The organism is Citricoccus sp. K5 (assembly GCF_902506195.1).
Taxonomy (GTDB): Bacteria; Actinomycetota; Actinomycetes; order Actinomycetales; family Micrococcaceae; genus Citricoccus.
Genome location: NZ_LR732817.1, coordinates 3,705,067 through 3,731,955, shown reverse-complemented (window position 1 = coordinate 3,731,955; position 26,889 = coordinate 3,705,067). Strand labels below are relative to the sequence as shown.

Here is a 26,889-nt window from a genome sequence, read left to right as displayed (position 1 = left end):
CGGCGCCAATGATGGCGCCGGCCCCAACTGCACATTCGGATCCGCCTCGCTCAAGGGCGCGACCTACCGGTCTCGCACCCTCGCCGAGCGAAGACGCCCGCCTAGGAACCCGCCGATGCGAGCACCGGTTCTTCGGATTGCTTGACCGGTTCAACAAGATACTCGCTCAGGTCCGCGTTCTGGACCCTCTTCCAAAAGTCGACGATTCGGAACGGGTTGTTGACCACCACCCGGCCATGGGAGTTCCGGTAGTAGACGTCCATACCTGGGTGCGTCCAGATCATGCCTTCGTGGGTGGCATCCACCTGCTCGTTGTAGTCGTCGTGCACGTCTTGCCGGCATTCCACTACGGCGATCTGCTGTTGCTGCATCTGGCGCACCAAATCCATGAGGTAATGCATCTGCATTTCCAGCATGAACAGCAGACTTCCCCCGTGACCAAACTGGAGGTTGGGGCCATAGAGGCAGAAGAAATTCGGAAACTTCGGCATCGTGAGCCCGAGGTACGCGCGAGGATCATCTCCTCGCCATACGTCGTGCAGTTTCGTGCCCCCCCGCCCGGTGACCGTCATGGGCGCCAGGAATCGCACCACATCGAACCCGGTGGCCAGCAGGATCACATCCACCTCGTAGGCAGCGCCGTCGTCGGCCACGATGTGGTTGGCTGAGATCGACTTAACGCCATCGGTCACCAACTCGACGTGCGGCCGGGTCATCGTCCGGAACCAGCCATTGTCGAGCAGCATTCGTTTGCCGTAGGGCGGGTACGTCGGCAGGCACTTGTCCAACAGATCCTGATGCTCTCCGAGTTCAGAGACGACGTGCCTGGTAAAGAATCGGCGGTGACCGTCGTTGATAGCGTTGATCGAACGGTCAGGGTGTTCCCATTCCGAATCCTTCTGGAGCGCCTCGTAGATGCGGTCATTGAAGGTCCAAGCGAGCCGGAGCCGATACCACGACGCGTACAGCGGCACCGCGCTGAACAGCCAACGAACCCCATCGGGGATCGGCGTCTTGAATTGCTCGAACGGTGCGGCCCACTGCGGCGAACGCTGGAAGACCGTCATGGACTTCACAGTATCCGCGATCGCGGGAACCAGCTGCATGGCACTTGCGCCATTGCCGATGACTGCGACCCGCTTCCCCGTCAGGTCCAGCGACTCGGGCCACCGCGCCGTATGCGCCACCGGACCCTCGAACTCTTCCAGCCCGTCGATCGTCGGCCACTTAGGCTTATTGAATGCTCCCACCGCACTGATAACCATGTTGGCGCGCACCGTCTCGAACTCACCATCGCCGGTAGCCACCGCCAGTTCCCACTCCTGCGCGTGCTCGTCGAAGACGGCAGACGTCACCTCCGAACCGAATCGGACGTGCTCACGAATGCCGAACTCATCGGCAATACGGTTGAAGTAGTCACGGATCTCCGCTTGGCCTGCGAAGTAGCGAGTCCAGTCGTTCTTTGCGAAGGAAAACGAGTACAGGTGGCTGGGAGTGTCAACTCCGGCTCCGGGATAGTGGTTCTCGTACCACGTGCCCCCGATCTCGTCATTGCGCTCGAAAATCACATACGGGATGCCCGCTTCCTGGAGTCGGACCGCGGCGCACAGACCGGATGCACCGGCTCCGATGATCGCTGCACGCAACTGGACGCCGCCAGCAGTGGCCGGCTCCCCGGTCGCCACAGTGACGGCCTGCTCATCCTGCTCGGGGTCCTCGAGACCCAACTCGTGAGCCATCATGTCCGCATAATCCAGCGGCACTGGCTCACCCATCGACACACTCAGCATGTCTGCAAGCAGCCGTCGCGACGGTGCGGGCGCCGCGAGCGGCTTTCCGTTCTGCCACGCACTAATTGCGTCGAAGGCAGCGGAACGGATCTGCTCCTGAATGTGGCCATCGAGGCCGCCCGTATCGTTGTCGCCCAGTCCTCGGTTTCGGGTAGGCCGGTACGGGTCCTCAAGCCATCGCAGGTCCCCGGTCATCTGAACCAGCACCATGAGGAGGGTCGGGATGTTCGCTTCTGCAAGCGCTTGCCGAAGCACCTCTCCGTCCGGGGCTTCCACTTCTGTTATCTCATTCGGCATAACTTCTACTCCTACTAATCCTCGCTCGGGAACAGGCACCATTTAACCAACTTACTGATCATTTAGTACGCTACTTTACGGCCCCGGCCCGGCGAGAACAAGGCTTCTTTTTGCCGGACCGTCCAGTGCCAGTATCGGACCCACACCACGAAGGAAACAGACGCGCCCCGCCCCGCCGGAAATAAGGACCGGCTGAGGGCGGGGCGCAAGGGCCTGAAGACGGGAAGGCGTTAACTCAGACCTTCAGCCAGCACCGAGAAACCATTACAGGCTCTTCACACTTGAGCGTGGAGTCCTGCTCGAGGGTGGATTTGGGAGCGTCGGCGTGTCCGCTGGAAGCTCCGTCCCAGGATACGTGACTGGTAGTTGGTCTGGTTGCGGTAGCCACGCCCGGTGCGTTTGATGGCTCATCACAAATGAGGGTGTAGACGGGGTTCTCGGTGTAGCGGCGCGTCGATAGCTGGATAGAGGTCGAGGCCTTCCGAAGATGGAAGTTCTCACACTGCCCATCTGAAAGACCTCGACGTGCCTAACGCTACCTTCGACGACTATGACCTGACCAAGTTCTGCCGCCTGGACGAGATCGGCCTCGAAGCCACCGGCCAGCATCTGGAACCCGGCCGGGCGGTGCTGGCCTGCAAGGTCGCGGACCCGGATGACTGGTGCCACCGCTGCGGATCTCAGGGCACCCCAAGGGGCACGGTGGTACGGAGGCTGGCGCACGAGCCGTTGGGCTGGCGGCCCACGACCCTGCACATCACGGTCCGGCGCTATTGGTGCGATGACTGCGCCCACGTCTGGCGCCAGGACACCACCGCCGCGGCAGAACCCAAGGCCAAGATTTCCCGCCGCGCACTGCGCTGGGCCCTGGAGGCCCTGGTCATGCAGCATCTGACCGTCGCAAGGGTCGCCGAAGCGCTGGCGGTGCGGTGGAACACGGCCAACGACGCCGTGCTGGCCGAGGGCAAGCGGGTGCTCATCAACGACCCGGCCCGGTTCGACGGGGTCACCGCCATCGGCGTGGACGAGCACGTGTGGCGCCACACTCGGCGCGGGGACAAATACGTCACCGTGATCATCGACCTCACCCCGCTACGCGCCGGCACCGGCCCGGCCCGCCTGTTGGACATGGTCGAGGGCCGCTCCAAGAAGGCCTTCAAGACCTGGCTCGCCGAACGCGACCAGGCCTGGCGCGACCAGATCGAGGTGGTGGCCATGGATGGGTTCACCGGATTCAAGACAGCCGCGGAGGAGGAGTTGCCCGAGGCCACCGCGTCATGGATCCCTTCCACGTGGTCCGTCTGGCCGGGGATGCCGTGGACAAGTGCCGGCGGCGGGTCCAGCAACAGGTCCACGGCCACCGTGGCCGCAAGGACGATCCTCTCTACAAAGCCCGACGCACCCTGCTCACCGGGGCCGGGCTGCTCACCGACAGGCAGTACTCGCGGATCCAGGACGTCTTTGACGGTGACGACCACGTGGAGGTCGAGGCCACCTGGGCGTTCTACCAGCACATGGTCGCCGCCTACCGACAGCCGGACCGGACGAAGGGCAAGACGATGATGGCCACGCTCATCGCCAAGCTAGGCCGGGCGGTGCCGGCCAAGCTCACCGAACTGGCCGCGCTGGGCAGAACGCTGAAGAAGAGGTCGGCGGACATCCTGGCCTACTTCGACCTGTCCGGCACTTCCAACGGACCCACCGAGGCCATCAATGGCCGGCTCGAGCACCTCCGCGGATCCGCCCTGGGCTTCCGAAACCTCACCAACTATGTGACCAGATCACTGCTGGAATCCGGAGGATTCAGGCCCCGACTACACCCTGGATTGTGAAGAGCCTTTTAAGGAGTCCCTTTTGGGGCTGCCCTGGGGCAGCAGGAGAGGCTTCCATCCGGGGAAGTCGTCATCACTTCACGCCTCGGTGGTGCCGACAATCGATCGGACGCTATCCTTCAGGATCGATCTTGCGATCTTTCCAGTGGGAGTCATCGGCCACGCGTCGACGAAGATGACGTCGACCGGCACCTTGAAAGAGGCCAGACGTCCCCGACAGAATTCGATGATCTCTTCCGCGGTCGCGCTATCGGAAGCCTCGAGCTCCACGATTGCCACCGGAACTTCACCCAACCGCGTATTTGGGCCGGCGACTACCTGAACCACGTTCACGCCCGGGTACTGTGCGAGCACATTCTCGACATCGGCCGGGTGGACGTTGTTTCCACCAACGATGAATTTGTCGGAGAGTCGCCCGGTGACAGAAAGATAGCCGGCATCATCAAGGCGTCCGATATCCCCGGTATAGAACCAGCCGTCGTCATCCTTGACCGCCTGCGTCGCCTGCGGATTCTTGTAGTACTCCCGCATCACCGTGTAACCGCGGACCGCGATTTCCCCGTCCTCACCAACGCCGAGGGGGCGCCTGGTTACCGGGTCCACTATCGCGATCTCATAGTCGTCGATGACGACACCCTTGCCGGCGAGAATGCTCTCGACCGGATCGGTCGGCCGCCCCAATGTGGTCGTCGAGGTCGTCTCAGTCAGGCCGTACACGGGCATGAGCGAGACCATGCCTAGCTTGTCGCGAGCACCGCTAACGATTTCCGCCGGTATCCTCGCGCCGCCGATCCATCCGGTGCGCAGCGAAGACGTGTCGTAGTCCGCGAGTTCGGGATGATGGAGCAGATCATAGAAATGTGTCGGAATGCCCGACAGCACGCTGACTTTTCGGCTCTCGATCACCTGGAGCGCTTTTGTGGTGTCCCACTGGTCGAGTTGCGCGATCGCGCCGCCCGAAATCAGAGCCGGCAAGAAGCTACTGAAGACGCCTGACACGTGAAACAGAGGGAGGTGGCCCAGCACTCGATCCTCGGAACCCACTCCGAGCCAGGCCGTCACCGCTTTCATCATACGGAGCGCCTGATGGGTGTGAACAACGCCCTTGGGATGCCCGGTCGTCCCCGAGGTGAAGACGATGATCAGCGTGTCATCGACGGTGACGAGTGACTTGGCATGCGCCAGCTCCTGGGCCGAAGTCTCGCGTGCTCTGTCGAAGAACTCCTCGTAGATGCTGATACCTGCGGTTCGGTTGTCGCCCATTTGGACAACCCTGCGCAGCATCGGGAGTTCAGCCGACCCGGTTCCATCCCACGACGGACAGATCTCAGCGAATCTTGCGGCGTAGTCAATACCCAGGAATGGCTCGGGGATGAAGAGGATCGAGGTGTCCGATTGCCGAAGAACATACTCGGCTTCCCCGGCCTTGTACCTGGTGTTGATCGGAATCACAACCGCGCCGATCTTTGCTGCACCGATCCACAGGAGTAGCCATTCAGGATGATTCGGCAACCACAGTGCAACGTGATTCCCTTTGGAGATCCCCACAGCTAGTAATGCCCGCGCGATCTCGTCCGTTCGCGAGTCGACTTCCGACCAGGTCAACCGCCTGTCTCGGTGCATGATGGCCGGATTATCCGGATATCGCGCCGCGGTGGCCGACAGTTGTTCGTGCAGTAGTTCAGTACCCCTGGTCATAGCTCTCCTTGGTCGTCAATCCTGCAGGGCTGTAAAGACAGTCCCGCAACCGCTCGGTAGATCCGTCGGCTGGCAGTCGTGGCGCGCTCGGCCGCTTGAACGCCGTCAGGGACACGGGGTCCAGCGCCCCAAACGGTTCCGATCACCGCTCACCACCGAACGCGGCCTGACGCATCTCGGCAATACTAACCGGCATTCGCTTGTGCGAAAAGGGTTCCGAGATTCCGATACGGGGATGGTGCTGCGGCTCCGCTCCTGCGGGTCGATCGCCCTGGCTTGGCCTTCCGGAACTATGCGCACCATGGCGACCGATGGTCCAGCCCGGAGGCCCCAGCCTTCGAGGTCTCGAAACCTATTGCGGTTATTCGAACATAGCGATACGGTCTTCGATGTGACTTGGCTCTCATTCTGTATATCGAGCGCGACACCGGCGGCGGGCGTCCATCGAGAACTCGCATCTATCAAATCTGCCCCTCATCCACCTGTTCGGCCCGCTGGTCACACCCTTTCCCGCATGCGCCAATGTCATCACCGCTGGCGCAGGCCATCTAAGCATTAGCAGCTCGCGTCACATGCGCCGGCTGAAGGGAGATATAATGGAACTCGGAAGCGCCATACGAACATCAAAAATGGGTCTATATCAATGGTTAGTTATAGCCGTTTGTACACTGTGCAATATTATGGACGGCTACGACCTGTTCGTAATGGGTTTCGCACTCCCCCATTTACCTGAAGGGTTCGCCGCTCCTGCCGAAAAGGGTTACCTGGTGAGTTCAGCATTCCTTGGCATGGCACTTGGAATGATCTTGATCGCTCCCCTGGCAGATCGCTATGGACGGCGCCCACTCGCTCTAATCGGCCTGACGCTGAACTTCGTTGGGATGATCCTGGCAGCGTTTTCCCCGAGCTTCGAGACGCTGGCCGCAAGCCGATTCATCACTGGCCTCGGTGTTGGTGTGATGACCACGATAATCGTTGTTCTCGCTACGGAGTATGCCTCCGCGAAAAAACGCAACTTTGCCATCGGAATTATCGTTCTCGGACTCCCGTTGGGTAGCACTATCGCCGGTGCGGTGGGATTGACAGTGATCGATGTTTACGGTGGGTGGCAGGGTTTGTTCGTTGTCGGCGCGGTGCTGAGTGGGGCAATTCTCTTACTCACCATCGTCATGTTGCCCGAGTCGATTGAGTTCCTGAAGACCAAGGACACCGAAGACTCCAGAAAGCGGGTTGCTGCGATCCTCGATCGCATCGGCGGGGCAGTGGCAGAAGCCGCCCGCACGGATGCACCGGTCACGACACCAGCGGCTCGAGAGGTGGAACCGACTACAACGGCCTCGTTCTCGCGTTTGTTCTCCCCCCGGTTCAGGGAACGGACGATCCTTCTCTGGTTGGCGTTCGGTGGCATGGTGACGACCCAGTACTTCATCACCTCGTGGACCCCGCAGTTGATCTCTAATGTGACGGGACGGAACGACCTCGGGGGGATCGTCGGGACGGTGATCAGTTTCGGCGGGATGCTTGGCGCACTGATCTTCGCAGTGGTTGGGCTTCGGATGCTGGCCACCAAGATTGCCTGGATTGCCTCATTAATTTCTGCGTTCTGTCTGATTGCGTTCGTGCTGCTCATCTCTACACCCCTCGCCCTGGTTGCCGCCGCAATTCTCGGGACTTTCGCGATGATGGCAGTTGCCGCCGGAACGTCGATGGCGCCGCCGCTCTATCCGCTCGATCTGAGGGCGCGCGGTTATGGGTCTATGATCGGGTTCGGTCGTGTCGGCGCAATATTGATGCCAATCATCGTCGGTTACGCGCTTACGGTTTTCACTCCGCTCACGCTGTATGTGGCCGCAGTGGTGCCCATCGCCATCGCCGCGATCGTCGCATTCATTCTATGGCGACGTACGCGCGATGAGTTGGCGGCCGAAGGGCAGCAGTCCGATCAGAAGGTGCTGGAGGCAACTTGAACCGTCCCAGGTTTGATGCCGCTGCTGTTTGAGTCCGGAAGGATGGACAGCATGCCGAAGAAGATTGATGCCCAGCTGCGCTCGAGGTGTGTGCGCTTAGCCTCGATCCATCGACGTGGGTTCAGGCTGGAGGGTGGTTTCGGAAGCGCCGGGTGAGTCGATTTTGGGCGTGGGGAAGTAGCCGGCCTCGCTGCCGGGGGTGTTCCACTGTTGTTCCTTCGGTCGTGCCGGTATCGGCTGGCGGACGGATTTCTATGCCGGTTGCGGTGGCGGGTGCATGGCGGCGAAGAGCCGATCGAGTCCCTGTTGCCAAGGCCAGGCCTGAGGCAGGCGGATCCGGATCCGGCGGGAGCTGGAGGCGATTCGGGCCGGGATGTTCACGAGCCTGGCCCGGATGGTGCCGGTGCGAGCTTTGGTGAAGGCCCCGGCGGCGAGGATCCCGGCGGTGCGGGTGAGGTTGTAGGCTTTTCCCCGTGCAGACCAACCAGGCACTGTTGGCCCCGAAGTGTCCGGAGGGCAGGTGGGCCAGGGCGCTGTCCTTCAGGTCGGCGTTGACCTGCTCGATGACCGCGTGACCCCGGTGGGTCCGGTCCGCGGCCACCGTGTCCAACACGTCCGGGTCCACGGTGGTGAAGAAGGCGTGGAACCGGTGCGTGTCGAACAAGGTCGGCTGCCCATCGCCTGCTTGCCGGTTCAGCTCCGGGATGCGGCGTACTACCAGCCTTCCGGCGATGCGTTCGCTTTTCTTGCGGGAGGAGAACGCCGTGAAGGGTGTTTCGGCGACTTCGGCCTTGGAGATCCAGGTCCCGGCGGCCTCGTCGAAGACGGCATCGGTGTATTCAATGGCCCTCCACGCGGTGTCGCCGATGCCGGCGATGGCGCGCTTGACGGCCGGGTCCATCCGCACGGTCACCGAGACATCAGCGCCGCCGGCCAGGGCCGCCGATACCGGGCCGTGTCCGTAGTAGGCCGAGTCAAAACGGCACAGCACGGGAGGGCCAGTGCGCACGCGTGCCAGGTTGGCCAGGGCTTCGCCGACCAGTCGCCCGGCGCCGCGGGCCGAGTTCGCCGCACCCTTGCGCAACCGTTGGGCCACGATCACCGGGGCCGTGGTGTCGGTGGTGGCCGTGGCCAGCAGGGCGTTGAGTCCGCGGACCCCGGAGTATCCGTATCCGGAGCCCTGCTTGGCGTACCCGTGGACCTCGATGATCGTGTCGTCCACATCAACATAAACGAACTGTCCTGCGCCGGGGCTGCCCAGCAGAGGAGCCCGTCCAGCTAGGCCGTTCAGGATCCGGGAGGCGACCGCGTCGAGCTGGCGCACGTGCCCGAAAGTGAACGAACGCAGGAATGACCCCAGCGTTGAGGGCGCGTAGCAACCGGTGAACACGCGCCTCATCGCCCCGTGTCGCAATACGGCCATGTCATCAATCGAATCCGCTCCGGCGCACATCCCAGCAACCAGCGCCGCGACCTTGGCCCCGGCGTTGGCGCCTTTGTCGGTCGGCACCGTCAACCGCTTGTTGGCCAGCTGGTGAAGGCCCGCCTCGGCGGCCAGTTCCATCACCGGGACCAGCCTAGCAGAGCCGACGAGGTTCGGCTCGTCGAAGGAAACTGACAGTGCAGACCGGGTGTGGGAAACTTGCATCTACGAGATGCCCTCTCATCGCGGTGGAACGGAACCTTAGACAAGTGCCATTCTTCCCGGTCAGACGGGCATTTCGTTCTTAATTACGCACCAGTACCAAGCATGCTCATCGGTGGATCAAGGCTTAGTGCGTGAGCACCAGCAGGAGTACCCCACTCAGACCGCCGCGGTTACCGCGGTCGCCGGTCAGGAGGGCGTCTCGCGTGAGTCCGTGCGGCGCTGGCTCGCGCAGGCCGAGGTTGACGACGGAACCCGACCTGGTGTCACCAGTGAGGAGTCTGCCGAGGTCAAGCGGCTCAAGGCCGAGAATCGGCGGTTGCGGGAGGACAACGAGATCCTGCGTCGGGCCTCGATTTTCTTCGCGGGGGAGCTCGACCCCCGCAACCGCTGATCGTCGCGTTCATCGACGAGATGAGGGCCGAGGGCCACGCAGTCGAGTCGATCCTCCGGGTCCTGCGCCAGCAGGGCCTGAAGATCGCTGCACGGACCTATCGGGCCTGGAAGAACCCCGCCCGTATCGCCGACCGCACCGTCACCGACGCCCTGGTCGAAGACAAGATCCGTGAGCTCGCCTGGGAGTTCAACGAGGTCACCGGTTGTCGTCAGATGACCCCGGAGGGACTCTACGGGCGCCGCAAGATGCTCGCCCTTCTCCGACGTCGACCAGGCTTGGCCGGAACATCTCGCGGTGCAGTAGACTGGGCCATGCGCACCCTTGGCCTTGAGGGCATCGTCCGGGCGAAGAAGCTGCGCACCACCATCCCCGGAGCAGATGGAAAGCGTGCTGGTGACCTACTCAATCGTGACTTCACCGCGGCGGTGCCGAACCGGGTGTGGGTTACGGATTTCACCTACGTACGGACCTGGGCAGGATTCGTCTACGTCGCATTCGTCTACGTCGCATTCGTCCTGGACGTGTTCGCCCAGCGGATCGTGGGCTGGCACGCATCGACCAGCATGCGCGTGGACCTGGTCATGACCCCGCTACGAATCGCGCTGTGGCAACGTGATCGGGAAGGACACCCCGTCTCACCAGGGGATTTGATCCATCACAGCGACGCTGGATCGCAAGGCGAATTCAACCGGTCGTCGCAACACCGTCTTGTTTGAGTAACTGTAGTTGCTCGGCGAACACCTCTGCAGGTGTTTTCCAGTCGAGTGCTTTCCGGGGTCGGCTGTTGACCGCCAGCGCGACGGCTTCCAGGTCGGCGGCTGTCCACCGCGATAGGTCGGTGCCCTTCGGGAAGTACTGGCGCAGCAAGCCGTTGGTGTTCTCGTTCGTGGGGCGCTGCCAGGGGGAGTGCGGATCCGCGAAGTACACCTTCGTGCCCGTATCGAGGGTGAATTGAGCATGCGCGGACAGTTCCCTCCCGCGATCCCAGGTCAGTGTCTTGCGCAGCTGTTCCGGCAGGCGAGTCATCGACGTTGTCAGTGCGGCGTTCATCGCGATGGCCCCGTAGCCGGCCAGCGCAGGACCATTCTTGACTCGTGGAACCTCCCCGTAGCCCTCGAGTCTGGGCAGATGCACCAACAGCGTGGAGCGGCTCTTGCGTTCGATGACGGTGCCGATCGCGGACCGGTTCGTCCCGATTGGGATTGCTCGCGATCTTGTCAGCGGATTGCTCAATTGTGTCAGTGCCTTCAAGCGGAAGGTGAGGGTTGGGCATCCCGTTCGGGTCTCACCTTTCCAAGGTCGCTGAGGGCTCGATAGGGGCGGGCTGCGGCTGGAACTGCTGGTCGGCGCTGAAGTCGACGTCGTACTGGCCGCCGAAATAGTCGACACGTTCGATCTCGATCCACGCCTGCCAGGCGATCGCCGGGGCCTCCTGGTGGGGCAGCGTGATGGCGCACTCCGAGGCCATGGCCTCGATCTGGTGTGGTGTGGCGCCCCAGAAGAGGCGATGACGGATGTTCTCGTCGGGCGGGATGAATGCTCGGGCGGCTTGGAACAGGGGCCGGACGGCGGTCGGCACGTAGAAGGTGGCCGGGACGCGAACGAGTGTTCGCCGGGGCCACACGTTCGGCGCTGGACGTTGCAGCCTCGATACTCGATTGATGATCCGAAGACGGTCGGCGCCCGGTGTCAGCGACTTCCACGTCAGGGGCATCAAGCTCGTCGGCGCCAGGCCGGTAAACAAGCTCGTGGCCAACGCGGCGGCGATCGCTTTGTGCGCTACGTTTGCGCGGATTTGGGCGAGTAGCTGGTCGGTGACTGGTTGGCTGGTCAGCCCCGGGCCCGCCAGGACGTCGAGCAGATCCCGGGATGCCGGCAGAGTCAGCTTGAATCCGTGCCACCGGAAAGCGGCCTGCGCGCCGCGAAGCCGGGCCAGCGTGTGGGTGCGACTGGGACTGTCGTGGACCAGCTCCGAAAGCAGACCCATGGCCGCTTCTCGTTCGTCGTCGGACGTGGCCGCGTCGGGGCGGCCATCAAGCCAGGCCAGGGTCGTCTCCTGGGCCGACCGGTAAATGGTATCGAACCGGGCGAACTCGATCGGCCCGAGTTGGTCGAAAGCGTAGCGGCGGAAATTGATCACGCCGGGGTACGTGACGCGCGGCAGGGAAGCCATCCCCGGATCGGCCGCCGGAGGGGCGCTGGGTCGGTGCCCACCCGCCGGCAGATCGAGGAGCTCGAGATTGGTGAGGATCCGGTGGTCGATCTTGGTAAGCGCCTGAGCCAAGGGACTGGGGATCGACCGTGTGTGGCAGACCAGGGTCAACCGGGTGCCAGTGCCGCGGCTGAGCTCGATGAGCTGGCTCCAGCGGTCGGCGCCGAGCAAGTGGGCGCGCAGCACGATGAGATCGGAGAGTTGGTCTGCGTGGAGCCATGCGGCCACGGCGCGCCACGCGGGCCGGGAGCCCTGCAGGCGTTCAGCGGCGAGCCGATGGATCGGTCTTCCCAGAGCGCGCAGCAGGTCGTGGCCCAGGTCCTGGGACGTGATACCGGCCGGGGTCGGGTGCACGACGACGAGGCCGGCAGTGGGGTCATGCCGTCGCAGTAAGCCAGCGGTGACCGCGATATCGTCGGTGCGGTCCAGAAGCACCCGCACCACCGCCGGACGGCTCGGCGTGACGGCTCTGGCGGGAGGATTATCGAAGCCGGTTCTCAGGTGCTGCCGCCGAGTCGGCTGAAGGCCCAGCGCAGCACATCCCGGTCCGGCGCGGTGCCGGTCGGACGGCCAAGGCGACCGAGCGCGGTCACCGAGTGGGCTGTGATCTTGGCTCAAGCACGGAAGTTGCCATGCCCGGCGTGAGCATCGGCGAAGGCGATATCGGCGGGGTCCGCATCGGCCCAGATCGGGTGGTAGGCGGGGATGACCTCGAGTACCTGCTCAGGGGTGAGGCGACGGAACTCCTGCCAGACATAAACGCGGCTGGATAGCATTGGTTCACGGCGAAGCACCCGGTAGCAGTCGCCGCCGCCGACGAAGACGATGGCGATGTTGGTGCGGCGGTCGTCCCACAGGTGTCGCCACAACTCGAAGCATTCGCGTGAGAGCCACTGGGCTTCGTCGCAGACCAGCACCCGGAACCGTTCTTCGAGAACGTCTTTGAGGAGCGCGTCGAACTCGATCGGACGACTCGGCGGGCTGCCGCCGATTCCGAGTGCCTCGAAGAGCACGTGCCGGATATCGCGAGGGGTTGGCCGGGCACGGAACTGCACCCGGCACACGTCGGCCGGCGCCAGCGCCCGCAGAGCGGCGTTGACTGACAGCGTCTTGCCCAGTCCGGCGTCACCGTGCACGCACATCATCGCCCGAGCCGTGATGACGTCGACCAGGTTGTCCCGAAGTGCCAGCAATGCATCGGTGGCCACTACGTTCGCTCCGGGAAGCGCGAGGTAGTGGTCCTCGGCCCCGTCCACGGCGGCCCAGGCGGTCATGGCTTCGGGCCGGTCTGGGAGGCGTGGGGCAGTACCCATTCAGGCGACGGCGGGCCCGGGGCGAACAGATCGACCCGGGCCGCGGCCTGCATTTGGGTGTTCTGGGCCGTGGCGAGCTCGGCTCGTGCCGCCTCTGCGGTGACCGCCTGAACCGGTTGGAGCGGCGCCGCCTCGGTGGCCGCGGCGTAGCGGACCCTGCGTGCCTTCTCCGCGGCCCGCAGATCGGCTCGTAGGCGGCGCTGCTGCTCGCTCCGGGCCCGGTGCAGTGCCGCGACCTCCTCCGCGCTGGCAGCATCGGCCAAAGTTGCTGAGCCCAGGTGCTTGCCGCTGGTCGCGCCAAAAACCTCGATCTCGTGCTCGTGGTGCGGCATGTGACGCACTCGGACCGCCAGACCAACCTGGCCGGTCATCCAGGCCGCCACGTAGTGCCGTCCGCGCCACGACACCCCCTTGGGAGTGATCGTCCGAGCGCGGCCATCATCCTCCAGCATCAACAGCCGCAGGTCAGCAGCCGGGACAGTGCTCAGCGGGGTCAGATCCTGGGCCCAGGCTTGCAACGGCGTCCGGCCCTCCAAGGCCGCTATGGTGTGCTCTTCGTTCTCGCCGTTCCACCAGCGGACTCAGGTAAGGAACTCGGCAACGAACGCCTCGAACGGCAATGCAGGTGCATCGGGATCGGTCGGCTTCCCGTTGGCACCCTGCTGCGCGTGGGTGTACCTCGGTAGGGCAGCGAAGAACATGGTCTCGGCCGCGTTGTTGAGTGACTCCACGGTGCCCTTCAGGTGCGGGGTGTACCCAGGCAGTGCCACCACCCGCACCGCCAACCCGGCCAGGACGCTGTGCACCGTCTTGGACAGGAAGTCCTTGCCGCGATCGATCCGAACGGCACCAGGCAATCCGCCCGGCGGCCCGTAGGGCTCCTCCAGACTGATCGCCGCGCGAAGCGCAGCCAAGATGCTCTCCCGGCTCGGTGGGCCCGGCGGTACCGCGGCACCGCACACCGCGTCAGTTCCCACGTCGATGAACCACGTCACCCAAGGCTTGACCAGCCGACCGTCGGGCAAGAGCACTTCGACCGGCGCCTCCACGTGATCGGCCTCCCATACCTCATTGCGGTGCACGCGCGGTCGGCGCAGGAACACTTCGTGTGCGCGTCGGGCACGCTCGCCACCACGTAGTCCGGCAAGCTCGCCACGAAGAACGTCGCGAGCCACGGCCCGCTGGATCGTCGCTCGGCTCGGGCGCTTCCCGCACTCACCTGCGGCGGCGACGAGTTCCCGATGCACCGCTGAGACGTTCCCACGCCAGAACGCCAGCCGCTCCCTGACCTCATCAGTCACCTCAAACCGCTCCCGAGGTGACTGTACTTTCTCCTCGGACCGTGTCTGGGCGAGCCAACGCCACACGGCCCTCTCGCTGACATTGGATCCTTCCGCGGCCAACCGCACATCCTCAGTGGTTAACCGCCCCACGGCGTCCAAGGACAGCAGCAGCCGTACCACCGCCTCCCGCGGCAGGTCAGCACTGACAACTGGCTCGTCTGCTTCCAACTCCCAGGCTCCTCTGCGCTCGTGCGCCCAGCCCCGTCGGCAGGCGACCGTGCATGCACTGACATGTGTAATCAGATCACTGACAGTGGTGAGAAATCTACTGACACAAGTGAGCAATGCACTGACGTTCTCGCGAGCAATCCCACTCCGCGACGGCACCCTCTACGAGATCAAAGCACCAGCCGCGGCTTGACGAAGAACATAGGGGCACCCCCCACAACCACGGCGGACCAGGACCCCGACCCTGACGGGCCGGGACCACGGTTTTTTGCTGCTGTCCTGCGGATAGTACGTCCTGGCTCCACCGGCACAAGCCCCTCCTGCGTCGGGGCCGGCACCGTCAGAACTTTCACTCGGCGCTCCTTCGTCACTTACTTCCTTCCGAAACTTCCGTCGGTACCGCCCTGCGGGTTGATGCCGGCTCCGTCCAGGACAGCTCACTGCGTGTCGCCAGCAGGCAAAAAAGCAACGGGGGAAGACCAACACGCTCCTACGCCACATCACCCCGACCAGCTGAGCACGGGACGAGGCCTCGGAAAGGACCGACCATGACCCGACACACGATCTACGACAGCCTTCAGGACGACTGCGCCGACATCCTGACCTCACGATGCCCGTTCTGCGGCCAGCAGGGCTGGATCACCATCCCCTAAGCCGGAGCCGATGCCCTCATGGAAGACCTACCCGTCCAGGCCGCACTCCCATGCCCACCGATCGGCGATCACCGAGGAAACTGATAACGTACTTTCCCATCAAGTGGACGTTCTGTCTTTGGGTCCGTGTTGATCCATCCCGCGCTTTTCTTGGTTCAGCCGGTCGTCGATGCCCGCGGTCGAAACAGGACACTGACGGGTTTGACCGTTGTCCGGCAGGTTCTTGACGGTGATCCTTCCGACAGGGGCCTGCCTCAGTCCCCGCCCTGGGGCACTCAGCCGGCGCTGTCGACGCTGAGGGCGAAGGCACTGATGATGGCCTTGGACAGCTCGGCTTCTTGGCGGTCGAACAGGAAGCCGATGTGGTGCCCCAAGGCGGCCTTGTCGATGGTGATGATGTTGTCGCAACTGGCGATACACGGGTGATCCAAGCCATTCTCCGGACCTAGGGGTACTTCGGTGGTCAGGCCTTTGACCGTGGAGGTGATCGGCGCGACCGTGACCCGGTTCATGGCCTCGCGCACCTCCTCGCGGGTCAGCACCAGGACCGGGCGTGCCTTGTCCAGGTGGGCGACATGGATGTCCCGCATCAGTCCTCGACCGAGGCGTAGCCTGGTAAGGTCGCAAAGTCCTCGTAATCGCCGGTCTCTTCCAGGATCTGGGCGTCCCGCTCCGCCTGTTGCTGCTGCTGGTACCTCCTCAGCGCGCGGGTGACCACGGCTGCACGGGACCCGACTCCCTCCTTCACGAGGGTGTCGACATATCCAACCACGTCGTCCGGCAGCCGGACGGCAATCTGTGTTGTCATGCCCAAATGGTACCATCGTGGGATTCATCTCGGTACCAGGGCCCCCATGTGATGTCCTGGAGAAGACCAACCCTGAGTCCTGCTCTGCCATATCGCTGTCGTCAGCGTCGGACTCACAGACCGTCGACACGCCAAACGCATGAGGACTCCCCCGCTGGTGCAGATCACCTGTGCTGCTTCCTTGCCAAGGTGGCGACAGGGTGGTGGGGCGATCGGTTCTCCCCGCATCCCCGCTAGCGTCACTTGCGGGCGCTGAGCGCGAGTGCGTCAGCAGGGACGGAATGCCCGGCTCCGGACGCCGCTAAGCGCGATTACGTCGAGTAGAAGATTAACCATGTGCACTTCTCGCACATGTGGAGGTTTCGGGTAACGCCGTGAGTCTCCCTGTTGAGGCTCAGGCCAGCGCAGTCTCTGCCGGTGCGTCGTGCGTTGTGATGCGCGTGGTGTTGGATGGATGCAGCATCAGCAGCGGGGTCGGGACTTCGCCCTGGCGATGGTCCGGGCCATCATGATTTGCCGGAGCCGGAACAGGACAGTGACGGAGGCCATGCCGTCGGTGGTCTCGCCCCACCCCCGCTCGGTCCTGTTCCGGGGGGCCCGCGCCACCGAGTCGAATTTCACGGCTCACTCATGACTCCACGCCCGGCATCGGTGTCAGGCGCGGTTCTGATGCCTGCGCCAGTGTCCGCATGGACGCCTTCCTTGGCACCATGCTCTGCACTGCGGCGTGACGTACCCGGCCCCCCGTTCCAGGTGAACTCGGGTGTCTGTTTGGCCAGGAAGGCGCCGATGCCGGTCTGGGCGTCGCCGGTGGTGGCCATGAGGTGCTGCCAGTGGTTGCTGGCGGCCTGCAGATCCCCCGCGCCGGTTTCCCCGGTGCCCGAGGAGACCACGGTGTCCACGATGTCCTTCATGGCCTGGATGGACAGCTGGGAGCGGGCCGCGAGCCGCTGCACGAACGTGTCCACCTCGTCCCAGAAGGTCTCGGCGGGGTGGACCGCCTGGACCAGGCCGAGCACGCGGGCCCGCTCGGCGTCCACGAAGTCGCCGCTGAACAGCAGGTACTTGGCGGTGGCCGGCCCGGCGATGCGCACGAGCCGCTCGATCCCGGCTGTCGGGTACACGATCCCGATCTTCGCCGGGGTGATCCCGAAGGTCGCGTCGGACGAGGCCAGCCGGATGTCACTGGCCGCCGCGATCTGCCAGGCGCCACCGAGGCAGTAGCCCTCGACGGCGGCGATGGTCGGCTTGTGCAGTCCGGCCAGGGCCGCCTCGCCGGCGGCCACGGCGCCACCGTCGTGATGTCCGGAGTCCTCATCCTTCAGGATGGCGCGCAGATCGGAGATGTCCGCCCCGGCAGAAAAATCCGTCCCGGCCCCGCGCACGACGACGGCCCGCACCGATGCGTCATCGGCCAGCCGGGCGCAGGCCGGCTCCAAGGCCCGCCACATGGCCTCCGTCATGGTGTTGCGCCGCCCGGGGTTGGACAGCGTCAGGGTGGCGATGGACCCCGACTGGGAGACGTCCACCGAGCCGCCGATTGCCGTGGACTCAGTCATGACCGAGCCGCCTCCACAGCGTGCTCCTGCACGATGCCCGCCTCGACGAGGCCGGCGATCTGCCCCTCGTCCAAACCCAGGTTCTCGAGCACGGACCTGGTGTCCTCGCCCAGCGCCGGTGGTGCCTTGCGCACGCCGGCGGCGGTGCCGTCGATGCTCAGCGGCCCACGCAGCAGTGGCAGCGCCGAGCCGTCCAGCCGCTGGACGGTCTGCACCATGTCCAAGGCCTGCACCTGGGGGTCCTCGAAGGCCTGGGCATAGGTGTAGATGGGCCCGGTGGGGATCCCCGCGGCGCGGAAGGACTCGATCCAATCCAGCCCAGGCCGGTGCACCAGCTTCTGTTCGATCAGCTCGGTCAGCTCGGCCCGATGCTCCGAGCGATCACGCCCCAGGGCGAAGCGCGGATCCTCCTCGAGCTCGGGCGCGCCGATGATTCCGCAGAACTTCTGCCAATGCGCCTGATTGCCCACCGCGATGATCGCCGGGATGTCGGCCGTCCGGAAGACACCATAGGGCGAGAGCACGGGGTGGTTGTTGCCCTGCGGCACCGGGACGGCACCGGTGCTGAGGTAGTTCTGTCCCTGGAACGCCGAGACGGCCAGGCCGGCCTCCAGCAGGGAGGTTCCCACCTGGTGGCCCTCGCCCCCGTTGCCCGCCCGGCCGGCCAGGGACGCGCAGATGCCCACGGCGGTGAAGACGCCGGCGTAGATGTCCATCACCGGTACACCCACCCGGGTGGGTGAGTCGGCGTCCGGACCGGTCACGGACATCAGTCCGGACATGCCCTGGGCCACCTGGTCCAGACCGGCGGCCTGGGCCAGCGGGCCGACCGTGCCGAAGCCTGAGACCGAGGCGATGACCAGGCCGGGGTTGACCAGCCGCAGCCGGTCCGGGTCCAGGCCCATGGTGGCCAGGACGCCGGGACGGAAGTTCTCCACCAGCACGTCGGCCTGCACGGCCAGGTCCCACAGCAGCGTCCGTCCCTGCTCCGAGTAGAAGTCCACCGCGATCGACTGCTTGTTCCTATTCGTCGAGTCGAAGTAGAGCGAGTGCTCGTCCTCGAACGGTGGCCAGGACCGGGTGGAGTCCCCGCCCTTGGCGGACTCCACCTTGATGATGTCGGCTCCGAGGTCACCCAGCAGCGCCGTGCAGTACGGTCCCGCCAGGGCCCGGGACAGGTCCATCACGGTGATCCCGTCCAGCGGCAGGGCCGCGCCGGCAGCGGCGGGTGACCCGCCGCCGTCGGGCAGGGCGTTGTTCCCGGCCATGTTGTTCCCGGCCATGCTCAACCCCGCAGCTTCACGTTGATCTGCTTAATCTGCGTGAAGCCCTCCAGCATGCCCTCCAGGGACGCCTCCCGGCCCATGCCGGACTGCTTGTACCCGCCGTAGGACTGGCCCACCACCTGGCCGCCGCCCTGGTTGACCTGCACCCAGCCGGACTCGATCCGGTGCGCGGTGTTCAGGGCATTGTCCAGGTCGTGCGTCCAGACGTACGCGGCCAGGCCGTAGTGGGAGTCGTTGGCCATCTGGATGACCTCGTCCACGTCCTTCCACTTGATCGCGACGAGCACGGGGCCGAAGATCTCCTCCTGGGCCAGCCGGAAGTCGTTCCGGGCCCCGCCGAAGATGGTCGGCACGTGGTAGAAGCCCTCGGTCAGGGGCCCCTCAGTGGGTGCGGAGCCGCCGAGGACGGTGGTCAGGTCCGGGTGGTCCCTGCCGTCCTGAAGGAAGCCAGAGATCTGGTCGAACTGGGACTGGTTGATGACCGCGCCCATGTCCGTGGCCTCATCCAGCGGGTCGCCGACGACCATCGCCCCCAGTCGCGCGGCCAGCTTCTCCAGCATCTCGTCATAGATGTCCTCATGCAGGAACAGCCGGGAGCCGGCGGTGCAGGACTGACCCTGGCGGGCGAAGCGCGAGGAGAGCATCAGCCCGTCCAGGATCCCCTCGTCCTCGACCGCGTCCGGGAACACGATGGACGGGTTCTTGCCACCCAGCTCCAGGGAGAGGTGCGCCAGGCGCTCGGAGGCCTGCGCGGCCACCCCGCGGCCCACCTCGGTGGAGCCCGTGAAGGAGACCTTGTCCACCCCCGGGTGGGTGGACAGCGCGTTGCCGATGACGGAGCCGCGGCCGGTCAGGGAGTTCACGACGCCGGCCGGCACGTGCCGCTGGCAGACCTGGGCCAGGTACTGGATGGTCAGGGGCGCATCATCCGCGGCCTTGAGGATGACCGTGTTCCCGGCCGCCAGGGCGGCCGGGACCTTGAAGGCGGCGATCATCAGCGGGGAGTTCCACGGCAGGATGCAGGCGACCACGCCGAGCGGTTCGCGGCGGGTGTACTGCAGCTGCTGGTCCCCCGCCGGCAGGGTGACGCCCTTGGCCTCACCGGCCACACCGGCGAAGTAACGGAACAGGGACACCAGGGTGGTGACCTCGGGACGGGCCTGGGAGCGCAACGCGTTGCCGGTGTCCAGGGCCGTGAGCTGGGCGAACTTCTCAGCCTCGGCCTCGATGTCGTCCGCGATGGCCAACAGCGCCTTCGCCCGGCCCGTGAAGTGCGCACTGCGCCAGTCCGGGAAGGCCCGACGCGCGGCGGCCACCGCGCGGTCCACATCCTCGACCCCGGCGGCCGGCACCCGGCCGATGACCTCACCGCGCCGGGCCGGGTTGCGCACATCCCGCCATTCGCCGGTCGAGGCCTCGGTAGCGCGGCCGTCGATCCACAGCAACTGTTCGACATCGGCCAGGATGTCACTGCCCCTCGAATCCAGGGTGATCTCAGTCATGGGGTCCTTCTCTCGGGTCGAATCGGGTTCCGGGGCTGGGGCGTCCGCAGCGGTCCGGGGGTGGCCGAAGGGGGCCGGGGGTGTGCCGTGGCTGAAGCTGGGCCGCGGCTGGTACAGGTCAGCAGTGGGTGAACGTGGCCGGTCGCTTCTCGACGAAGGCCGCCATGCCCTCGGACTGGTCCTCGGTGGCGAAGCAGGCGTAGTTCAGACGGCGCTCCAGCAGCACGCCCTCGGCCAGGCTGGACTCGAACGCGGCATTGACTGCCTCCTTGGCGAGCATCGCGATCGGCTTGGACATCCCGGCGATCGTGGCCGCGAGTTCGGCTGCCTCGCGCTGCAGGTCGGCCACCGGGACCACGCGGGCCACGAGCCCGGCGCGCTCGGCCTCCTCGGCGCCCATGGTCCGGCCGGTGAGCACCATCTCCATGGCCTTGGACTTGCCGATCGCCCGGGTCAGGCGCTGGGAGCCGCCCATTCCCGGGATGATGCCGAGCTTGATCTCCGGCTGGCCGAACTTCGCGTTGTCCGCGGCCAGGATGATGTCGGCCATCATCGCCAATTCGCAGCCGCCGCCGAGCGCGTGCCCGGCCACCGCGGAGATGATCGGCGTCCGCAGGGCGGTGAACCGCTCCCAGATGCCGAAGATGTCCGCGGTATAGGCCTCGGCGAAGCTAAGGGTGGCCATCTCCTTGATGTCGGCCCCGGCCGCGAACGCCTTCTCCGAGCCGGTGATGATGATCGCCCCGATGTCCTCATCGCGGTCATAGCGGACGGCGGCGTCGATGACCTCCTGGGTCAGCTGGTTGCTGATCGCGTTGAGGGCCTTCGGCCGGTTCAGGGTGATGGTGGCGACCCGGCCCTCCACGGTGGCCAGGATGGTCTCGTACTCGGTGATCATGGGTGCCCTCTCGGTGGTCACAGTCTGCTCTGTCATGGTGGTTCTCCTGGACTCAGGTTCCGGTGTGTTCGGGCGCGGTCGCGGTCAGGCCCCGGGAGGGCTGGACACTGCGTCGGAGTGGTCGCGGATCTGCTGGATGATCGCGGAGAAGTCCTTGGTGGCACCCTCGCCCTTGCCGAACGCCGCGTAGATCTCCTCGGCGAGCAGGCCCATCCGGCTCTGGGTGCCGGTGGACTCGATGGCGTGCCGGGCCAGGCCGAGGTCCTTGGCCATGAGTGCCCCGGAGAATCCCGGCATGAAGTCACGGTTGGCCGGTGAGGTCGGCACGGGGCCGGGCACCGGGCAGTTGGTGGTGAGCGCCCAGCACTGGCCGGTGGCGTTGGAGGCCACGTCGAACAGGGCCTCGTTGCTCAGGCCCAGCTTCTCCCCCAGCACGAAGGCCTCGGACACCGCGATCATCGAGACGCCCAGGATCATGTTGTTGCAGACCTTGGCGGCCTGTCCGGCACCGGCCTCGCCGCAGTGCACCACGCGGCGCCCGACGACCTCCAGGACGGGCAGGGCCTCGGCATAGTCCTCCGCGGACCCACCGACCATCATGGCCAGGGTCCCGGCCTCGGCGCCCACGGTGCCGCCCGAGACGGGCACGTCCAGGGACCGGTGCCCGGCCGCCGTCGTGATCTCGTGCATGCTCCTGGCGTCCTCCACCGCGATGGTGGAGCAGTCGATGAACAGGGTCCCGGGCCGCGCCGCGGCCAGCAGGCCCTCGACGGGCTCTCCGCCATCGGATCGGTCCTTGCCCTGGTAGGCGTCCAGGACGTGGCGTCCGGCGGGCAGCATGCTGATCACCAGGTCGGCCTCGCGGACGGCGTCGGGCCCAGAACCGGCGATCCCGATGCCGGCGGCGCGGGCCTGGTCGAGGGCCTCCGGCACCAGGTCGAAGCCGGTGACCCGGTATCCGGCCTTGACGAGGTTCGCGGCCATCGGGCCGCCCATGTGGCCCAGTCCGATGAAGGCGATGTCCGGCAACGCGCCGGTATTGCCAGGGGTGTCGGTGGTCTCGGTCATGACAAGGTCTCCTTGAGGGCCGTAACGGCGGGGGTACTGGATGAGTGGTCGGTGTCGGCCCCGGCGAAGACCCGGGCGACGTCCTCGTCGCGCACGTCCTCGAGGGTGGCGGGATTCCACCGGGGGTTGCGGTCCTTGTCCACGAGCTGGGCGCGGATGCCCTCGCTCATGTCGTCACTGCGGATCAGGTGGTAGGCCACCCGGCGGTTCTGGTCCAGCACCTCGTGGACGGATGACATCTGCGCCGCCCGGCGGACCAGTTCCAGGGTGACCTTGACCGACGTCGGCGACTTGGCCTGGATCTGTGTGGCCGCCTCGACGGCGGCCGGGTCTCCGTCGGCCTCGAGTGCGGCGACGATCTCCTCCGCGGTGGCCGCCGCGTAAGCGGATTCGATCCACCGACGGTGCTCGAACAGGGGTGCGGCCGGGGCCTGGACGGCGACGGCGGTGATCGCCTCGTGTGCCTCCTGCGTCTCCAGTGCGCGGGCCAGGTCCCCGAGCGACTCCGAGGGGACGAAGTGGTCGGCGAAGCTCAGGGCGAGGGCGTCCGCCCCGGTGACGTGCTGGGAGGTCAGGGCCATGTGGGTGCCGAACCCGGCGGGTGCGCGGGCCAGCAGCCAGGACCCGCCGACGTCGGGAAAGAAGCCGATGCCGGTCTCCGGCATGCCCAGCCGGGTCCGCTCGGTGACGATCCGGTGGGAACCGTGGGCGGAGATCCCCACGCCGCCACCCAGGACGATCCCGTCCATGAACGCCACGAAGGGCTTGGGGTAGTCCGCGATCTCCCCGTTCATCGTGTACTCGATGTCGAAGAAGTGGTCGGCGTCCTGCGGGTGGCCCTCCGTCACGGTGCGGTGCAGGTTGACGATGTCCCCGCCGGCGCACAGCCCCCGCTCGCCGGCGCCCGAGACGAGGACGGTCCGGACGCCGTCGTCCTGGCGCCACTCGTCCAGGGCGGCACGGACGGTGTCCACCATGCCGGGGGTGATGGCGTTCAGGGCCTTCGGCCGGTTCAGGACGATATGGCCCAGGTGACCGGCCCTGCGGACGATCACCTCGGGTTCGGTCGGCTGCGCCGATGACGTCGGCGACGATGCGTCGATGCTCATGGTTTCCTTTCCTCCGAGTCGGATCGGTGCCGGTCCGGCTCTCCGGGGCACTGTCTCAGGCGTCGACCAGCATGCGGCCGACGATCAATCGCATGATCTCGTTGGATCCCTCGAGGATCTGGTGGACCCGCAGGTCCCGGACGATCTTCTCCACGCCGTACTCGTGCAGGTAGCCGTAGCCGCCGTGGAGCTGCAGCGACTTGTTCGCCGCTTCGAACCCGGTGTCGGTGGCCAGTAGCTTGGCCATCGCGCACAACCGCACGGTGTCGGGGTCCTTGCGCTCCAGGGCGTCGGCCGCCCGCATCAGGAACGTGCGGGCTGCCTCCAGGTCGGTGGCCATGTCCGCCAGGTCGAACACGAGGGACTGCTTGGTGGTCAGCGGAGCACCGAAGGCGGTGCGCTCCTTGAGGTAGACGGTCGCCTTCTCCAATGCCGCCTGGCCGCCCCCGAGGGAACAGGCCCCCATGTTGATGCGACCGCCGTTGAGGCCCTTCATGGCGATGTGGAACCCGTCGCCCTCCGCACCCAGGCGGTTGACCACCGGGACACGGGCGTCCTCGAAGATCACCTGCCGGGTGGGCTGGGTGTTCCAGCCCATCTTCTTCTCGTTCGGACCGAAGGACAGCCCGGGGGTGTCCTTGTGGACCACGAGCGCGGAGATGCCCTTGGACCCGGTGTCCGCGGTCCGGCACATCACCACGTAGTACTCGGAGGTGCCGGCACCCGAGATGAACTGCTTGACACCGTTGAGGACGTAGTCGTCGCCGTCCCGCACGGCCCGGGTGGTGAGCGACGCGGCATCCGATCCCGCGCCGGGCTCGGTCAGGCAGTAGCTGCCCAGGTGCTCCATGGAGGCCAGGGTGGGTACCCACTGGGCGCGCTGCTCGTCCGTGCCGAAGCTGTCGATCATCCAGACGACCATGTTGTGAATGGAGATGTAGGCCGCCAGCGCCGGATCGGCCTTGGACAGCTCCTCGAAGATGAGGATGGCGTCCTTGCGGTCCAGCCCCGCGCCGCCATGCTCCTCGTCCACGTAGATGCCGCCCAGGCCGAGTTCACCGGCCTCGGCGAGGACGTCGACCGGGAAGTGCTTCTCGGCATCCCACTCCAGCGCGTGCGGAGCGATCCTCTCAGTGGCGAAGTCGCGGACGGCTTCCACCAGTGCCTGCTGGTCCTCGGTGATCTGATACATGACTGCAGTCCTTCCTCATTGGGCAGGTTCGACGAGGGCATGCCGCTTGATGGTTCCGCCCGGGTTGCCGCACGTAGGTGCTGTTAGGTGGCAGGTGGTTAGCGTCGTGGTGGGATGTCACTTCCCAGCAAATCGGTCCACAAGTTCGATCGAATCTGGGTGGCCAGAGAGTTCGGCGATCTTCGCGGACTCGGCCTTCAGATGCGCCTCGTACCCATCATGCTCGCTGCGCAATAGCTGCTTAGTGGGGAAGAGGGCGTGCCGGGCGCCATGGAGGAAGCGGTCCTCCGTCTCAGTCAGTCGTTGGGCGAACTCTGCGGCCGGCACGGACCGGTTCGCCAGTCCCCAGTCGACGGCCTCGGAGCCGGTGAGCCGTCGTCCCCCGAGGGTCAGGTCGACGGCACGCTGGTGACCGACGAGCCGGGGCAACCAGTAGGACACGCCCGTGTCCGGGGTCAGGCCGATCCTGGCATAGGCAGCCATCAAGGGCGCGTCCTCGGTCACCAGGACCCAGTCCGAGTTGAGCATGAGACCCAGTCCTGCGCCGGCCACGATGCCGTTGACACCTGCGAGGATGAGCAGCCGGGATTGCGTCATGGCCAGGGCCAGCTCGTGCGCGGCCTCGGCCAGGGTGCTGAGGAACTCCGGTCGCAGTTCGGGCTCACGGGCAGCCATGCTCCTGACATCGCCACCGCCGCAGAAGAACCGGCCCTCCCCCGTCAGTGTCAGCAGGTAGACGTTCGGGTCGGCCTCGGCCGCGCGAAGGGCGGTCAGTGCCTCGCGGGCCATCTGCAGGTTCAGGGCGTTGCCCTCCGCGGGACGCTGAAGGACGAGACGCACGACGCCGGGACGGTGTTCGACGCGGACGGCCAGGGTGTTCTCAGTCTGTGTCACGGTCTTCCTTTGCTGTTCTTCTGGTCGAGTAAGTGGTCGATGTCGATCGCGCGGTCGGGGCCGCGACGGCGGCGCCTGCCGCGCCCGACGAGAGACCCTAGAGGCATTCGATGATGGTGACGTTGGCCTGACCGCCGCCCTCGCACATGGTCTGCAGCCCGTACCGGCCCCCGGACCGTTCGAGCTCGTGCAATAACGAGACCATCAGCCGGGCGCCGGTGGCCCCGATCGGATGCCCCAACGCCATCGCCCCGCCGTTGACGTTCACCCTGGCCATGTCCGCGTCCAGTTCCCGCTGCCAGGCCAGCACGACGGCGGCGAAGGCCTCGTTGATCTCGATCACGTCCATCTGGTCCAGGAACATCCCGGTCTTGGCCAGGGCGTACTTTGTGGCGCGGATCGGGGCCGAGAGCATCATCACCGGATCATCGCCCCGGGCCGAGACGTGGTGGATCCGCGCCCGCGGCGTGAGCCCGTACCGCTCCACAGCGGCCGGCGAGGCGATCAGCAGGGCCGCGGCGGCGTCGGACATCTGCGAGGCGGTCGCCGCGGTGTGCAGCCCACCGGGGATGATTGGATCCAGCGACCGCATCTTCTGAAGGTCCGGGGCACGTGGCCCCTCATCGGCGGTGACCTGCGGGGCCCCCGGCACCGCCACGATCTCCTTTTCGAAGCGACCATCCCGCTGGGCGGCCAGGGCCCGCTCGTGCGAGCTCACCGCCAGCTCCTCCAGTTGATCCCGGGGGAAGCCCCACTGGGTGGCCATCATCTCCGCGCCCCGGAACTGGGAGATCTCCTGGCCCCCGTACCGGTCGGCCCAGCACGCCGACCCGGTGAACGGGTCGTCGAACCCGGCCCCAGCCCGATTCGACGCCGACAGCGGGATCGCGGACATCGACTGCACCCCGCCGGCCACGACCAGATCCGACGTCCCGCTCATCACCGCCTGGGCGGCATAATGGATCGCCTGCTGGCCGGACCCGCACTGGCGCTCCACCGTCGTCCCGGGGACGTGTTCGGACAGTCCGGCCGCGAGCCAGGCGTTACGGGCGATGTCCATGGCCTGCGGGCCCAGCTGGTCGATGCAGCCCAGGATCACCTCGTCATACTCCGCCGAGTCAATGTCCTGGCGTCCCACGAGCTCGGCGATCGGCGCCGCCGCCAGGTCCAGCGGATGCACGCCCGCCAGTCCCTTACCGCGCCGCCCGACGGGGGTGCGGACCGCGTCGATGATGTAGGCCTCAGTCATGGGATTCCT

16 protein-coding genes and 5 pseudogenes are annotated in these 26,889 nt (G+C 65.8%); 3 read left to right on the top strand and 18 right to left on the bottom strand.

The window, feature by feature from the left end:
• Window positions 1–101: 101 nt before the first annotated feature.
• Window positions 102–2,087 (bottom strand): NAD(P)/FAD-dependent oxidoreductase, encoded by a 1,986-nt coding sequence (locus tag BOSE125_RS16875; protein WP_159554451.1) that lies wholly within the window; start codon window positions 2,085–2,087, stop codon window positions 102–104.
• Window positions 2,088–2,612: 525 nt separating this feature from the next.
• Here BOSE125_RS16875 and BOSE125_RS16870 point away from each other — a divergent pair.
• A pseudogene (locus BOSE125_RS16870) lies at window positions 2,613–3,919 on the top strand (ISL3 family transposase).
• Window positions 3,920–3,997: 78 nt separating this feature from the next.
• Here BOSE125_RS16870 and BOSE125_RS16865 read toward each other — a convergent pair.
• On the bottom strand, window positions 3,998–5,617 hold the full coding sequence (locus tag BOSE125_RS16865) for an AMP-binding protein (protein ID WP_159554449.1): 1,620 nt from the start codon (window positions 5,615–5,617) through the stop codon (window positions 3,998–4,000).
• Window positions 5,618–6,189: 572 nt separating this feature from the next.
• Here BOSE125_RS16865 and BOSE125_RS16860 point away from each other — a divergent pair.
• The gene (locus BOSE125_RS16860) at window positions 6,190–7,584 is read left to right on the top strand and encodes an MFS transporter (protein ID WP_371300716.1); all 1,395 of its coding nucleotides are present in this window, start codon (window positions 6,190–6,192) and stop codon (window positions 7,582–7,584) included.
• Window positions 7,585–7,836: 252 nt separating this feature from the next.
• Here the strand turns inward: BOSE125_RS16860 and BOSE125_RS16855 are convergent.
• Window positions 7,837–9,232: pseudogene (locus BOSE125_RS16855) on the bottom strand (IS1380 family transposase).
• Window positions 9,233–9,314: 82 nt separating this feature from the next.
• Here BOSE125_RS16855 and BOSE125_RS16845 point away from each other — a divergent pair.
• Window positions 9,315–10,306, top strand: a pseudogene (locus tag BOSE125_RS16845) (IS3 family transposase); the annotation flags it as partial.
• A gap of 4 nt (window positions 10,307–10,310) precedes the next feature.
• Here the strand turns inward: BOSE125_RS16845 and BOSE125_RS16840 are convergent.
• The 15 genes and pseudogenes from BOSE125_RS16840 to BOSE125_RS16770 form a co-directional block, all read right to left on the bottom strand.
• Window positions 10,311–10,841: pseudogene (locus BOSE125_RS16840) on the bottom strand (IS30 family transposase); the annotation flags it as partial.
• A gap of 70 nt (window positions 10,842–10,911) precedes the next feature.
• Window positions 10,912–12,273 (bottom strand): hypothetical protein, encoded by a 1,362-nt coding sequence (locus BOSE125_RS16835; RefSeq protein WP_236558088.1) that lies wholly within the window; start codon window positions 12,271–12,273, stop codon window positions 10,912–10,914.
• Between the two features lie 179 nt (window positions 12,274–12,452).
• Complete coding sequence (locus BOSE125_RS16830) at window positions 12,453–13,112, bottom strand: AAA family ATPase (RefSeq protein WP_201301238.1); 660 nt, start codon at window positions 13,110–13,112, stop codon at window positions 12,453–12,455.
• Window positions 13,109–14,614 (bottom strand): annotated as a pseudogene (locus tag BOSE125_RS16825) (Mu transposase C-terminal domain-containing protein). The gene BOSE125_RS16830 and the pseudogene BOSE125_RS16825 overlap by 4 nt, the downstream one beginning before the upstream one ends.
• Window positions 14,615–15,590: 976 nt before the next feature.
• Window positions 15,591–15,905: a type II toxin-antitoxin system PemK/MazF family toxin gene (locus BOSE125_RS16820; protein WP_159554441.1), complete on the bottom strand. Its 315-nt coding sequence runs from the start codon at window positions 15,903–15,905 to the stop codon at window positions 15,591–15,593.
• Window positions 15,905–16,123, bottom strand: coding sequence for a ribbon-helix-helix domain-containing protein (locus BOSE125_RS16815; RefSeq protein ID WP_159554439.1), 219 nt, complete (start codon window positions 16,121–16,123; stop codon window positions 15,905–15,907). The genes BOSE125_RS16820 and BOSE125_RS16815 overlap by 1 nt, the downstream gene beginning before the upstream one ends.
• Before the next feature lie 617 nt (window positions 16,124–16,740).
• Window positions 16,741–17,682 carry an enoyl-CoA hydratase/isomerase family protein gene (locus BOSE125_RS16810; protein ID WP_159554437.1) on the bottom strand — a complete coding sequence of 314 codons (942 nt, stop codon included), beginning with the start codon at window positions 17,680–17,682 and terminating at the stop codon, window positions 16,741–16,743.
• Window positions 17,679–18,965, bottom strand: coding sequence for a CaiB/BaiF CoA-transferase family protein (locus BOSE125_RS16805; protein ID WP_236558086.1), 1,287 nt, complete (start codon window positions 18,963–18,965; stop codon window positions 17,679–17,681). The genes BOSE125_RS16810 and BOSE125_RS16805 overlap by 4 nt, the downstream gene beginning before the upstream one ends.
• Window positions 18,966–18,967: 2 nt before the next feature.
• Window positions 18,968–20,470: an aldehyde dehydrogenase family protein gene (locus BOSE125_RS16800; RefSeq protein WP_159554435.1), complete on the bottom strand. Its 1,503-nt coding sequence runs from the start codon at window positions 20,468–20,470 to the stop codon at window positions 18,968–18,970.
• A 118-nt stretch (window positions 20,471–20,588) separates the two neighbouring features.
• Window positions 20,589–21,368, bottom strand: a complete 780-nt coding sequence (locus tag BOSE125_RS16795) for an enoyl-CoA hydratase (RefSeq protein WP_159555338.1) — start codon at window positions 21,366–21,368, stop codon at window positions 20,589–20,591.
• A gap of 84 nt (window positions 21,369–21,452) precedes the next feature.
• Window positions 21,453–22,436, bottom strand: coding sequence for a 3-hydroxyisobutyrate dehydrogenase (gene mmsB / locus BOSE125_RS16790; protein ID WP_159554433.1), 984 nt, complete (start codon window positions 22,434–22,436; stop codon window positions 21,453–21,455).
• Window positions 22,433–23,545, bottom strand: coding sequence for an enoyl-CoA hydratase/isomerase family protein (locus tag BOSE125_RS16785; RefSeq protein ID WP_159554431.1), 1,113 nt, complete (start codon window positions 23,543–23,545; stop codon window positions 22,433–22,435). Before BOSE125_RS16785 ends, mmsB begins: the two co-directional genes overlap by 4 nt.
• Window positions 23,546–23,600: 55 nt before the next feature.
• Complete coding sequence (locus BOSE125_RS16780; protein WP_159554429.1) at window positions 23,601–24,737, bottom strand: acyl-CoA dehydrogenase family protein; 1,137 nt, start codon at window positions 24,735–24,737, stop codon at window positions 23,601–23,603.
• A 117-nt stretch (window positions 24,738–24,854) separates the two neighbouring features.
• Window positions 24,855–25,631: an enoyl-CoA hydratase/isomerase family protein gene (locus BOSE125_RS16775; RefSeq protein ID WP_159554427.1), complete on the bottom strand. Its 777-nt coding sequence runs from the start codon at window positions 25,629–25,631 to the stop codon at window positions 24,855–24,857.
• A gap of 97 nt (window positions 25,632–25,728) precedes the next feature.
• Window positions 25,729–26,880, bottom strand: a complete 1,152-nt coding sequence (locus BOSE125_RS16770; protein WP_159554425.1) for an acetyl-CoA C-acetyltransferase — start codon at window positions 26,878–26,880, stop codon at window positions 25,729–25,731.
• Window positions 26,881–26,889 lie beyond the last annotated feature (9 nt).